Here is a 12,904-nt window from a genome sequence, read left to right as displayed (position 1 = left end):
AACATGAAGGCTTCCAATAAAATGATCGACTTGCGCAGCGACACGGTCACCACTCCGACCCCTGAAATGATCGAGGCGATGTCGCGCGCCGAGCTCGGGGATGATTTCTTCCGCGACGATCCGACCGTGCTCGACTTCGAGGCGGAGGTCGCGGATCTGCTTGGCGTCGAAAGTGCGATGCTGGTGATCAGCGGCACGATGGGAAATGTCGTATCAGCCATGGCGCTGGCGCCGCGCGGCACCTCGATCATCCTCGAAGCGGCCGCGCATATCCACATCAAGGAAAGCGGCTGGCCGTCGACGATCGCCGGTCTGACACCACGCCCCGTCCAGGGAATAGGCGGCATGATCTCCCCGACGGCGCTCGCGGACGCCATCGCCGTGGGGCAGTCGCGGCTGAGCGCACCTGCAAGCTTGCTCTGCCTTGAAAACACCCACAATGCGGCCGGCGGCAGGGTCATGAGCCCGGAGGATCTCTCCGTTCTGGCTGGCATCGCCCATGAAAGCGGCCTCAATGTCCATCTCGATGGCGCGCGCATCTTCAATGCCGCCATATCCCTTGGCAGATCGGTCAGCGATTTCGTTCAGCCTGTGGACACGACCACGTTCTGCCTGTGCAAGGGCTTGAGTTGCCCGCTCGGTGCGGTCGTTGCTGCGAGTTCCGAGATCATCGAGCAGACCCGGCGGTGGCGGCAGATTCTTGGTGGTGGCATGCGTCAGGCCGGGTTGATAGCCGCGGCCGGGCGGGTCGCGCTACGCACTATGGTCGATCGCCTCGCGGAAGATCACCAGAACGCAAAACTTCTGGCCACACGATTGAGAGACGCCGGCCTGGATGTCGATCCATCCACCGTCGATACCAACATCGTGTTTGTCAATCTGCCCCAAGCTGACTTCGACGTGGACTACCTGCATTCCGAATTGCTCGAAAGCGGCGTGCGCATCTCGCCGGTGAAGGCAGGGCGCTTGCGCCTCCTGACCCACCGGGAGGTTACGCAACGCGAGGCTCTATTGGCCTCTGACCTCATCGCAAAGTCTTGCGCCGCGGCGCGAGGTCGACAGCCGTCTGACGTGAACAAGGCCGGCGTCGACGCGATTTACTAGAAGCGGGCGTCGCTGCCTTCATTTCACGAATTTTGGTCTCGCGGAGTACCTCATGCTTCTGGGTGTCATCGCCGACGATTTTACCGGCGCGAGCGATATCGCCAACACGATCGCCAAGGGCCTTCCCGGCCAGGGCGGGCTCAAGACGTCCCAGTTTCTCGGCGTTCCGGTGCGAGATGCCAAGCCCGACATCGAGGCCGGCGTCATTTCGCTGAAGACCAGGTCTGTGCCGGCCGAGGAGGCAATCGACCAGTCGTTGGCAGCCCTTGCATGGTTGCGGAAACAGGGATGTGAGCAGTTCGTGTTCAAATACTGCTCGACCTTCGATTCCACGCCGGAGGGCAATATAGGGCCGGTCGCAGAGGCGATCGCAGAGGCGCTTTCGGTCAGGGGCGTCGTCGCCTGTCCTGCGTTCCCGACAGCGGGCAGAACCGTCTATCAGGGCCATCTGTTTGTCGGACGTCGGCTTCTTCATGAATCGGGCATGCAGCATCATCCCCTGAACCCGATGACCGACCCGGACCTGAGGCGTTGGCTCCAGCAGCAGTGCGCAACTCCGGTCGGTCATATCGCCTGGCCTAAGGTCAAGGCGGGCAGCGACGCGATCGCGAATGCGCTCAGGGCGTCGGCTGCAAGCGGCGAGGTGCTGGCGATTGTCGACGCCATCGACGATGCGGATTTGCTTGCGATAGGCGCCGCCGTCCGGGACAGCCTGTTTGTAACCGGCGGATCGGGTATCGCTCTCGGCCTGCCCGCCAATTTCATAGCGCAGGAAAAGGCTTCGGGCGCGCTGCCCGAGAAATCGAACGTCGACGGTCCCGAGGCGATCCTTGCCGGCAGTTGCTCCAGTGCGACGCGCGGGCAGATCGACTTCCACCTTCAGTCACATCCCGGCCTCGCGGTGGCGGTCGACGACGTGATGGCCGGGACGATGACCAAGCGTGACATCGTGGCATTCGCCTTGGCAAACATAGGGCGCGAGCCCATTGCCTACTCATCCGCCACGCCGGCCGACGTGGAAGCGGCGCAAGCCCGGTACAGCCGGCAGGCAGTCGCCGATAGACTGGATCGATTGTTTGCCGATGCTGCCCGCGACCTCGTCGATGCCGGGGTTCGGCGGCTGGTCGTCGCTGGCGGTGAAACCTCCGGCGCGGTTGTCAGCGCGCTGGCGGTCGATAGCGTCGCGATTGGCATGGAAATCGATCCAGGCGTGCCTGTGCTTTCCGTTACAGGGCCGGTTACCATGGCGCTCGCGTTGAAATCGGGCAACTTCGGATCGCTCGACTTCTTTTCCAAGGCACTTCAACGAATGGCGGGACGATGACTAGCGAAGAACAGGTTCGGGCCAGCATTGTCAGGCTGGCAAAGTCGCTTTTCGACCGCGGTTTTTCCGTCGGGTCGGCGGGGAACATTTCCTGTGCGGTGGAAGACGGCATTCTCATCACTCCTACCAATTCCTCCCTAGGATCGCTCAACCCGGACAGGATTTCCAAGATCGGCCGGGATGGGCGCCACATATCCGGTGACAAACCGTCAAAGGAGGTCTTCCTGCATCGCGCCTTTTACGAAAGCCGGCCGTCGACTGGCGCAGTCGTCCATCTCCATTCGACCTACTGCACCGCGCTCTCATGCCTGGCCGACGTCGACCCTGACGATTGCATTCCTCCGCTGACGCCCTACGTCATCATGAGGGTCGGGCAGGTTCCGATTCTTCCCTATGTCAGGCCTGGAGACCAAAAGGCGGGCAAGTTGATCGATGATCTGGGCGGGAGATTTGCCGCGGTCCTGCTCGCCAATCATGGACCTGTCGTCGCGGGCTGGGATCTGGAATCCGCGGTGTTCGCCGCCGAGGAACTCGAAGAGACTGCCAAACTGCTCATCGTGCTGCGATCGATGAAGTTGCGCTATCTTACCGACGCCCAGGTCGAGGAACTGGGGACGGTCTTTGGAAAGCCGTAGGGACACGATGGCTGCAGCTCGCGGCTAAGTCAGCCCTGCAAGATCGCGTCCACCCCCTTTTTTGCCAGATCGATGTCTTCCTGCGTGGAAAGGCCGCTGACCGCGACGGCCCCGACCACCTTTCCATCGACAATGACAGGAAGCCCGCCGCCAAAGCCGGTGTAGCGGCTGTCGCCATAGGAGCCCATGTCAAAGCCCGCGCCTGGCGCTCTTGCTGCCTGCCCTACATCCATCGAGGGCCGGCGCTCGCGTGCGGCCGTCCATGCCTTATTGGCTGCGATCAGGATGGATGGATAGGGTGCGCCATCGAGGCGAGACAGGGCGATCAATTCGCCCTGTTGATCCACCACGGCGATGACGGCGCATTTTCCATCGGCTAGGATTGAATCAGCGATAACCCTGATCGCGCGCTCCGCGTCGGCGTGGCCAAGTGTAGGAATGGTCAGCATGATGCGGTCACCCAGATTCAGGTCTGTTCTATCGAAATCGTTCGCCCCGTCTCTGCCGATTCGGCAACCGCCTTTGCCAGCTTCAGGCTCCAGACGCCATCGTCGCCAGACGAGGAGGGCTTACCCCTGTTTTGGATAGCCGCGATGAAATCGGAGATGCCCCTGTCATAGGTCACTTTCAGTTCCAGCGGAATTTCGCGGTCGCCGTCCTTCGTGCGCAGGATCACGCGGCCGCCGGGTGCTTGGGACATGACGTCGATACCCAGGATGCTGCCCCCGCAGCCATGCACTTCGACGCCACGCGGTCCGTGACCGACAACAAAGCTGTCATGGCATTGAACCAAGATGTCGCCCGGAAATTCCCAGACCGACATCACGCTGTCCTCGATGCGTTTCGAGCCTGTTCCGGAAGTCGCGGCGATGGCCGATATCCTGATCGGGTTGGCGTTAAGGTAAAAACGAAGAAGGTCGCCATTGTGAACGGTAATGTCATAGATCACGCCGCCGCCGGCAGCCTTGTCGTGCAGCCGCCAGGTCTTCAGGCTGTCTGGAAGTTCCCCGGCGTGGAAGACGCGGATCGAATTCACCTTTCCGATCGCGCCCTGGTCGATCAGGCTCTTGATGGCACGGTGGCTCTCCATGTTCCGAAGATGGTGGTTGGTCGCCAGAACGACGCCCTTGTTTCGGGCCGCATTGACGATCTTCTGGGCGTCCGCGATCTCCAGTGCCAATGGTTTCTCGCACAGCACGTGCTTGCCGGCCTCGATTGCGGCCAAGGCGTCCGGCACGTGCCGGTCGTTGGTCGTGCTTATATAGACGGCGGTAATTTCAGTGTCCGCAAGCATGGATTCGACTGACGCATAGCTGGCGGCAATAGCCTTGTCGCTGGCGAAGGCCTTGGCTCTGTCCAAATCCGAACTGACGATCGCCTTTACCTTTCCGGACGGATGTTTGCGGATGGAATCCACCATCCACTCGCGTGCGATCGTGCTTGCGCCGATCAGACCCCAGACAACGGTATCGACCATCCTGTTTCCTTCCCTGTTGGTTTCCGCGGACGCTCAGCCCGTGTCGCGGCTTGACCGCGCAATTGTCTGACAACAGATGCATTTGTCAATAAGCCTTACATAAAGGCAGGCGGACCAATGAAATCAAAATTTGCGGCGTTATCTCATAAATTTCAGATTGTTAATGGGCTTTAGGCGCTGGAAGCCACCAAAAAATTGCGCCTGAGGCGATTCTAGTGAGCCGTGATTGTTGACAGATATGTAATATATAAACATGATGGTCAGACATTTGTTGCCAACTGGAGGGTGCGGCTCGCTGGTGCAATGCGAGCACATTGACCAAGCCGATAGAAAATCAGGACAGAACTGGAAACATCGCGAACGAGCCATGCCTGTTTCGACGAAACAAATGTCGTCGGCTGCAGGCTTTGAATCGATGATCGAGATCGAAAATTGTCAGAAAACTAAACAGGGGAATTCAGATGATCACACGTAGTCTTGTCATTGCTTCCATCATGTTGTCGGCATCCTCAACGATGTCGTTTGCCGGGGGAGAGAACGTTGAAGTCATGCATTACTGGACCAGCGGCAGCGAGGCCGCAGGTCTGGACGTATTGAAACAGCTGCTCGAAAAGCGTGGCGTCACATGGGCGGATTCTCCGGTTGCCGGGGGCACCGGAATGAACATGGTACAGGTCCTTCGTGCGCGCATCGCATCCGATACCGCGCCTTCGGCTGCGCAGATGCACGCACAGCAGGTTCAGGCCTGGGCTGCCGAGGGCGTGCTCACCGATCTCAGCGATCTGGCCAAAAAAGAGGACTGGGCCAAGATTATCGCTCCGGAACTGGTGCCGCTTATATCGTACAACGGCAAGACCGTCGCCGTGCCGGTCAATGTCCATCGGTCGAACTGGCTCTGGTACAACAAGAAGGTGTTCGACAAGGCCGGCGTCCAGCCGCCGACCACCTGGGACGAATTCAATCAGGTCTCCGAAAAGCTGCTGGCCGCGGGTGTGACGCCACTGGCCCTTGGCGGTCAGCCCTGGCAGGAAGCTGATCTGTTCGAGAACGTTGTGCTTGGCCTGGGCGGTCCTGACTTCTACCGCAAGGCGCTGATCGAGCAGGATCAGGACGCGATCAAGAGCGAAACGATGGTCAAGGTGTTCGACCAGCTTCGCGTCATGAACAAATTCGTCGACAAGAACTACCCCGGCCGCGACTGGAACCTGGCGACCCAGATGGTGATCAAGGGCGAAGCCGGCATGCAGATTATGGGCGACTGGGCAAAGGGCGAATTGTCGCTCGCCAAGATGGAGCCGAATGTCGACTATGGCTGTTCGCCGGCGCCCGGCACCAAGGGCAATTACGTCTGGCTTACCGACAATTTCGGTTTCTTCACGACGAAGGACGAAAACCGCGTCAAGGGCCAGATGGAGATGGCGTCCGCCATTCTCGACAAGGATTTCCAGGAGGCCTTCAACATCAAGAAAGGGTCGATCCCGTCGCGTGTGGACGTTTCGATGGACAAGTTCGATTTCTGCGGCAAGGCGGCTTATGCCGATCGCGCCGAAGCGCAGAAGACCAACACGTCGCTTCCGTCGCTTACGCACAATGCTGCGACAGGAGCTACCAAGACCGGCGTCTTCCTCGACGTGGTCTCGACCTTCTTCGAAACGCCCACGATGACCTCTCAGCAGGCCATCGATCAACTCGTGGCCGGGTTGAAGTCGGCCGAGTAGCAGCAATCGAGCCGAAGCAACGCCCCCGAACCGGAGTTTCGGAGGCGTTGCCTCAACTACTTCGCATATCGCGCCGCAACCGCCCCTCGCCGCATGGCAGGGGCCGTTATCCGGAGCATGCAGAAAGGCCATACTGTGGCGATGAGTTTTCCCGATGCAGGCGCTTTCGCCGACCGTAGCGCGCCAAAGTCCGATCTTCGGCTGTGGCTGGCCAAGAACGCCTCTCAACTGGCGCTCGCTCCGTCGGTGGTCATCGTGCTGGTTGTCATCTACGGCTTCATGGTCTGGACCGGCGTGATCTCGCTTACTGCTTCCAAAATGCTGCCGAACTACAGCTTTGTCGGATTAGCCCAGTACGGTCGTCTCTGGTCAAATCCGATATGGCAGATCGCCGTGTCCAACATCTTTATATTTGGCTTTCTGTTCATTGGTTTCTCGACGGCAATCGGTCTCGCTCTGGCGATCCTGATCGACCAGAAGATCCGCGCGGAAGGCTTCCTCAGGACCGTCTATCTCTACCCGATGGCGCTGTCCTTCATCGTCACCGGGACGGCGTGGAAGTGGATCCTCAATCCGGGTCTCGGATTGGAGCGTATGCTCCATTTATGGGGCTGGGAAAGCTTCAGGTTCGACTGGCTGGTCAACACCGAATACGCGATTTACACCTTGGTCATCGCCGGCGTGTGGCAGTCTTCGGGCTTTGTAATGGCCCTGTTCCTGGCGGCGTTGCGGGGCATCGATGAGGATCTCGTCAAAGCTGCAAGGCTCGACGGGGCAGGGGCGAGGCAAATCTATCGGCGCATCATCATACCTCAGCTTGGGCCGACCTTCATGACCGTCGGCGTCATCCTGATGCAACAGGCCGTAAAGAGCTTCGACCTCGTCGTCGCCCTGACGTCAGGCGGCCCCGGAAACAGCACCAATCTGCCAGCAACCTTCATGTACACCCAGACCTTCGGGCGCGATCAGATGGCGGTGGGTGCGGCCAGCGCCATCATGATCCTCATGACGGTGGCTGCGATCGTCGTTCCCTATCTTTATATCGACATCAGGAACAACCGCAATGAGCGCTGATGCCATCATCCTGCAGCGAGGCGCGTCGCATCAAGTCGCCCGCATCTTTATCTATGTTTGCCTTATCCTCTTCGCAGCCGTGTATCTTATGCCGCTGCTGGTCGTGGTCCTGACTTCCGTGAAGGACCTTGACGATATCCGCAACGGATCGATCCTTTCGCTTCCGCGGCGTGTTACCTTTGAGCCTTGGCGCCAGGCGTGGTCCGAGGCTTGCATAGGATTGCGCTGCGCCGGCCTCAGGGATTTCTTCATCAACTCCGTGGTGATGATCGTGCCCTCCGTCGCGATTTCCACGGCGGTTGGGGCGATCAATGGCTACGCACTGACACAGTGGAAATTCCGCGGTGCGGATCTGATTTTCGCGATCCTGCTGTTCGGCGTGTTCATTCCATTCCAGATCATCCTGATTCCAATGGCGCGGACCCTGGGCGCTATCGGCGTCGCCAACACCATGGCCGGACTCATAATGGTCCATGTGGTTTACGGCATTCCGTTCACCACGTTGTTCTTCCGGAATTTTTTCCTGTCGCTGCCGTCGGATCTGGTTAAGGCGGCTCGGGTTGACGGCGCCGGTTTCTACCAGACTCTTTGGCGCATCATCCTGCCGATTTCGGTTCCCTGTTTCGTCGTGTCGATCATCTGGCAGTTCACCAACATCTGGAACGATTTCATCTTCGGCACGACCTTTACGTCGGGCGAAAATGTTCCGGTCACCGTGGCGCTAAACAATGTCGTGAACACGACGACGGGCGTCAAAGCCTACAATGTCGATATGGCTTCGGTGATCATGACCGCGCTGCCCACTCTGGCGATATATGTGTTCGCTGGCAGGTATTTCCTGCGAGGTCTGATGGCCGGTTCGATCAAGGGATAACGAAGGGACTGGTCGGCGCTGCTATTCGTGGCCCGCAGATCAATTCCTTCTTTGGGGAACAACACCAACGGGGAGATTTCTAGGAAGGACCAGCAGCCGGTGTTTCCCTGACTGTTTTATCAAAGCCAGGCACGGAGCCTGAAAACCATCACTGAACTGGAGCCCGTGTGAGGCCTCGCATCAAGCTACGCGACCTACAGCAACGTCTTTTGTATGAGACCAAAGTGCAGGCGATAGCGACGCGCTTGGTAGACAAATGGGGTTCTGCGAAGGCTCAGGCGCGTGCCCAGGCGGTGGCGCGACGCTCTGCGGGAACGCGAGCGAAAGTCGCCTGGGATATCGCTATGTCGGTCAGAGACTGCAATCGCCTGGATATTTACTATCACTGACAGGGGGGCGATTAAACTCGTCAATCGGCGCTCCGCCCCTCGCTGACCCAGGTTCCAATTGTCGAATCGTGCAAGACATCCTCCGAGCCTACCAAAAGTATTGCGCTTGCGATCTGAAAATGCGCTACTTAGGGCGGTGACGGTACTTTTCGGGATGGCTTTGGTACGCAGTCGAGTGCCGTAGGGTGAGAAAAATCGCCCGATTGGTCCCGATAGTTGGTGAAACTTCCAAATATTTTTTGCGGCAATTTTCCTTTTAAAATCAAAAGCGTAACTTTTTGACGGGCCATGCGTCGGGTTTCTTGCTTCGCAAGCAAGAAAAAACCCAGCTAGAACAATGGCATAGCTGGGTTGAAAACAATCGAGTGGGAATAGGGGTTAGGCGGCAATAGCGTGGTTTGCCGAACCATTTCCGGCGCGATCGCCTCTTTCGCTGTTTGGTTTAGATAGACCTCTTTCGATCTCCTGGCAAAAAACAGGATTGATCTGAACGAAGTTGGGAACGGTTGTAAGTGCAGTCGGCGCGTCGGAGAGTTGCGGCGTGCAACGGCGTGCAAATAGGCGGGTTCCTTTGCGCTCAGAGACCGTCGTTCAAGGGCAGCTTAGTCCCTGGGCACTTGGTTAGGCTGACCAAAATCGTCACCCTCTACGCTTGGCCATGATCCTGTTCCATCAGCATTATGTGGCCCGATCCGCCTCCGGATTTCGCACGCTCGTCCTTCTTGCAAATGATCACGCGGATGGCTACTTCGACTGACGTATTTCTGGCGGTTTCAGTCAGCGGGCGTTCGCCGTGCGCCCTTCATTGGTTCGTGTCTGTGACTGTAATGCAGCGCGGTCCTTCCAAGCGAGAACGACCATTCAGACTGGCAACGGCGAGCCGTCCTTCATTTGCTTGATCTCAAGCTGGAAATTATCACGGACACTTCAAAAAATTGACACGGTTCCCGGTCGAGCGGGAGCAGCACGCCATGACCCGGCATGGAATGGTCGAGCCTTCAGCCGCAGGCGCTTCGCCTCCGGCAACGGACCCGCGCGCGCCCATGGTGACTATCGATGTCGACAGGGCCACACCCAACCGCATCTCGGGTCGGCAATACCGCGCGGAGGCGCAACGAAGCGGCCTGTCCGCATCCACCCCTGCGCTTCCAAGCGGCGGTCGCGCCATCGCCGACATCAGCCGCAGATCGAAATCCCCATAGCCATCGACTTGTGGCCCGCGGGTTCCTTCCTCGGGGACTTTCGTACGCCTGCCGGCGCCCGAAACTCTTCACGTCTGCAGACTTGCGGCTTCGAGGCTCGGAATGTCAGAAACGGACGTTCAGGCATCCCGCGTCTATCGACGCGGCTTGACCTATTTCTCGAAGCGGGTCATCACCCGTGGAACCGCTTGAGCTCGGCGAGGCCGCATTCGACGGGATGATGCCAGGTAACACGGGAGCGCTGGCAGTCCGTATCGCACGATATGTCCAGGGCCGGTCAAGAGTATCGAGGAGGCAATGTATCGCCTGCTTTATGCCACCGAATGGTTGCACGGTTGGTCGACGGCAAACCGATTCTGAATCAACCGGAAGCGTTTCCCTTGGGGTAAAAGCCCGTCACACTGTTGAGGACGTGGTCAGTGTTCGCAGGTGCCAAAACTGCCGGAGCAAAGGATGCAACCGCGCCAGCATAGGGTTTCGCCAAGGGATAGGCATATGCCCCCCGTTTTGACGTGCTTAACCCTTGCGCCACTAGCGCCTCGGCCTGTTTCACCGCAGCCGCCACGCCGTCGATCACGGGCACGCCGTATTCGCGGCGCAGCTCATCCATAAGGTCGGCCATGCCGGCGCAGCCGAGTACGATCGCCTCAGCGCGATCCTCAGAGAGTGCGCGGGCGATCTCGCTCCTGAGTTTTGATTTTGCGTCCGATGCTGGATCCTCAAGCGACAGTACCGGAATGTCGGCCGCGCGCACCTTCGCCTTGCTTTGCATCCCGTAGCGCTGCACCAGCGCTTCTAGCGGTACCCGGGAGCGATCCATGGTTGTCACCACGGTAAAACGCTGGGCGATGAAAGCTGCGGTCACCAAGGCGGCTTCGCAGATGCCGATAACGGGAATGGTGGCGAGTGCTCGTGCAGCATCAAGGCCGGTATCGTCGAAACAGGCGATCACCGCAGCGTCAGCCCCATTGCGCTCGGCGCCTGCGATTTCATCAAGCAGACGCGGTACCGCCAGTGCCTCGTCGTAATAACCTTCGATCGAAGCTGGGCCCATGCCGGATGTGGCGGCGAGTATCTCAGTCGAGCTCGCCGCGACCGCGGATGCAGCCCTGGCGATCGTCGCGGTCATGCTGGCGGTTGTGTTGGGATTGACGATGAGAATACGCAAGGCGTTACCTCACTTCCATGCGGCGATGATCCCGACTGCTTTGATCCTGCTCAACGCGCATCGCGCTAGAGGGTCGCATGATGGCAGCGCACCAACGTGCCGCCGACAGGGCGGGATTCGGGTGCGTCAGTCCGGCAGGTATCGGTGGCCAGCGGACAGCGCGGATTGTAGGCGCAGCCAGGCGGCGGATCGATCGGGCTCGGCAGGTCGACTGTCGCCGGCACGCGATCGCGGTTTGGGCGATCTAGATTGGGCACGGTATCGAGCAGGAAGCGCGTATAGGGATGTTGCGGCCGTTCGAAGATTTCATCGGTTGCGGCTTCCTCCACGATCCGGCCGAGATACATGACGGCGACACGGTCCGACACGTGCCTCACGGCCGCCAGATTGTGGCTGATGAACAAATAGGTGAGGCCGAGTTCACGCTGCAGGTCTTTGAGCAGATTGAGGATCTGCGCCTGCACCGACACATCGAGAGCCGAGGTCGGCTCGTCACAGACCAGAAACTCCGGTTCGGCAGCCAATGCCCGGGCGATAGAGATGCGCTGGCGCTGGCCACCGGAGAATTCGTGCGGATAGCGGTTGGAATCCTGACCGGAAAGGCCGACCGTCTCCAGCAATTGTCTGACGCGTGTCTGCGTCTCCGCGCCCGAGGGGCGCAAACCCATTTGTTTGATTGGCTCGGCGATGATGGCGCCGACGCGCCAACGCGGATTGAGGCTGGCGAAGGGGTCCTGGAAGATCATCTGGGTGCGCACCAAACCATCGCGACCGCTGCCGTTCGCAAACGAAAGCGTGCCGCGCGTCGGCTGATACAGTCCGACCACCAGGCGCGCCAATGTCGATTTCCCACAGCCGGATTCGCCGACGATCGAAAACGTGGTGCCGCGCGGGATCACAAAACTCAGGCCGTCGACCGCCTTGAGCGTGCGTTGCGGTTTGCGCATCACCGTACGGTCGAACCACGACGGCGAAACGTCGAAGAAACAGGCGACATCGTCGACGCGCAGCGTCGGTTTGGCGAGCAAGTTTGTCATGCTGCCTCCACGGCATCGCCGGCGGCAAGGTTCCAGCAGGCTGCCATGCCCGGGCCATTCGCCAGCAAGGGCGGCAGAGCGCTGCGGCAGCGCGTATCCGCCAGAACGCAGCGCGGATGGAAAGCACAGCCGGGCGGCATGGAATTCAGACGCGGCATCGCGCCGTCAATCTGGACGAGACGCTCGTGACGCGTCACCAGGCTCGGGATCGAGCCGATCAATCCGCGCGTGTAGGGATGTTGCGGCCGGCGGATGGTGTCATCGACCGGCCCGATTTCGACGATGCGCCCGGCATACATTACCGCCACGCGGTCGGCGGTTTCCGCGATCACTCCCATGTCGTGGGTAACCAGCATCACGGCGGTTCCCCTGTCGCGGCAGATGCGTTTCAGCAGCGCGGTGATCTGTGCCTGGATCGAAAGCGTCGGAATATCGATGCAATAGCCAGGTCCACTCGCACATATGGCCGGGATCCAGCCTTTCGGATTGGAATTTCGGGCCTCTTTCCCAAGCCGGCCCGAAGAATTCACACAAGGGACCCGCGCGCCGATTGTAAAACTGTTCGAGGAACAGCGTATAGAGCCCGTCCGGCGGCGATGCGAAGCGTCCCGCGTTTTCGTTGCAAGCACCAGGCAGGCTTCGAACAGATGCATATGTGGATTTTGCCGCCGGGGCAACGTCCCATGCTCGTCCTCGGCCCAGCCGCCCGCCGGATCGGCGAGAGTCGTGTCGATGGCCGTGAGCAAAATTTCGATCTGCTTGCGATAGGCGATGCGGTCCGTGGCTGCGAAAAGGGCGGCGAGCGCTAATAGCACGCAGGCATTGTCGTAAAGGTCGCGGGTCTCGTCCACAGCCGAGCGGGCGACGCGATCAATCGTTCTGGCATAACCCGGCCGAGAGCC

Annotated in this window: 11 protein-coding genes; 6 read left to right on the top strand and 5 right to left on the bottom strand. The window is 59.5% G+C overall.

What is annotated here, in order from left to right; translation table 11 throughout:
* Positions 1-3 precede the first annotated feature (3 nt).
* Genes EN808_RS26815 through otnC form a run of 3 tightly spaced genes read left to right on the top strand, consistent with a single transcriptional unit; the run spans position 4 to position 3,063 of the window.
* Positions 4-1,104 (top strand): GntG family PLP-dependent aldolase, encoded by a 1,101-nt coding sequence (locus EN808_RS26815; protein ID WP_189524169.1) that lies wholly within the window; start codon positions 4-6, stop codon positions 1,102-1,104.
* A gap of 52 nt (positions 1,105-1,156) precedes the next feature.
* Positions 1,157-2,428, top strand: a complete 1,272-nt coding sequence (otnK, locus tag EN808_RS26810) for a 3-oxo-tetronate kinase (RefSeq protein WP_135917218.1) — start codon at positions 1,157-1,159, stop codon at positions 2,426-2,428.
* Entirely contained in the window at positions 2,425-3,063 is a 639-nt protein-coding gene (gene otnC / locus EN808_RS26805) for a 3-oxo-tetronate 4-phosphate decarboxylase (protein WP_135917217.1), read from the top strand. Before otnK ends, otnC begins: the two co-directional genes overlap by 4 nt.
* 29 nt (positions 3,064-3,092) lie before the next feature.
* Here the strand turns inward: otnC and EN808_RS26800 are convergent, their stop codons facing one another.
* Positions 3,093-3,512, bottom strand: a complete 420-nt coding sequence (locus EN808_RS26800) for a heme-binding protein (protein ID WP_127871004.1) — start codon at positions 3,510-3,512, stop codon at positions 3,093-3,095.
* Positions 3,513-3,529: 17 nt separating this feature from the next.
* Positions 3,530-4,540 carry a Gfo/Idh/MocA family oxidoreductase gene (locus EN808_RS26795; RefSeq protein WP_135917216.1) on the bottom strand — a complete coding sequence of 337 codons (1,011 nt, stop codon included), beginning with the start codon at positions 4,538-4,540 and terminating at the stop codon, positions 3,530-3,532.
* A gap of 461 nt (positions 4,541-5,001) precedes the next feature.
* Here EN808_RS26795 and EN808_RS26790 point away from each other — a divergent pair, with 461 nt between their 5' ends.
* The 3 genes from EN808_RS26790 (at position 5,002) to EN808_RS26780 (ending at position 8,206) form a co-directional block, all read left to right on the top strand.
* On the top strand, positions 5,002-6,258 hold the full coding sequence (locus EN808_RS26790; protein WP_210235358.1) for an ABC transporter substrate-binding protein: 1,257 nt from the start codon (positions 5,002-5,004) through the stop codon (positions 6,256-6,258).
* 117 nt (positions 6,259-6,375) lie between these two features.
* A complete protein-coding gene (locus tag EN808_RS26785; protein ID WP_245525128.1) occupies positions 6,376-7,332 on the top strand; it encodes a sugar ABC transporter permease in 957 nt (318 codons plus the stop codon).
* Entirely contained in the window at positions 7,322-8,206 is an 885-nt protein-coding gene (locus EN808_RS26780; RefSeq protein ID WP_135917215.1) for a carbohydrate ABC transporter permease, read from the top strand. The genes EN808_RS26785 and EN808_RS26780 overlap by 11 nt, the downstream gene beginning before the upstream one ends.
* A gap of 1,952 nt (positions 8,207-10,158) precedes the next feature.
* Here EN808_RS26780 and EN808_RS26770 read toward each other — a convergent pair.
* From EN808_RS26770 to EN808_RS26760, 3 genes are all read right to left on the bottom strand, one after another.
* Positions 10,159-10,965, bottom strand: a complete 807-nt coding sequence (locus EN808_RS26770) for an aspartate/glutamate racemase family protein (RefSeq protein ID WP_135917214.1) — start codon at positions 10,963-10,965, stop codon at positions 10,159-10,161.
* A gap of 65 nt (positions 10,966-11,030) precedes the next feature.
* Entirely contained in the window at positions 11,031-12,002 is a 972-nt protein-coding gene (locus EN808_RS26765) for an oligopeptide/dipeptide ABC transporter ATP-binding protein (protein ID WP_135917213.1), read from the bottom strand.
* Entirely contained in the window at positions 11,999-12,853 is an 855-nt protein-coding gene (locus EN808_RS26760) for an oligopeptide/dipeptide ABC transporter ATP-binding protein (RefSeq protein ID WP_135917212.1), read from the bottom strand. The genes EN808_RS26765 and EN808_RS26760 overlap by 4 nt, the downstream gene beginning before the upstream one ends.
* Positions 12,854-12,904 lie beyond the last annotated feature (51 nt).

Source organism: Mesorhizobium sp. M8A.F.Ca.ET.165.01.1.1, from assembly GCF_004792065.1.
GTDB lineage: Bacteria > Pseudomonadota > Alphaproteobacteria > Rhizobiales > Rhizobiaceae > Mesorhizobium.
The sequence above is the reverse complement of the archived record's forward strand: the minus strand, read 5'-3'. Positions and strand labels throughout refer to the sequence as shown.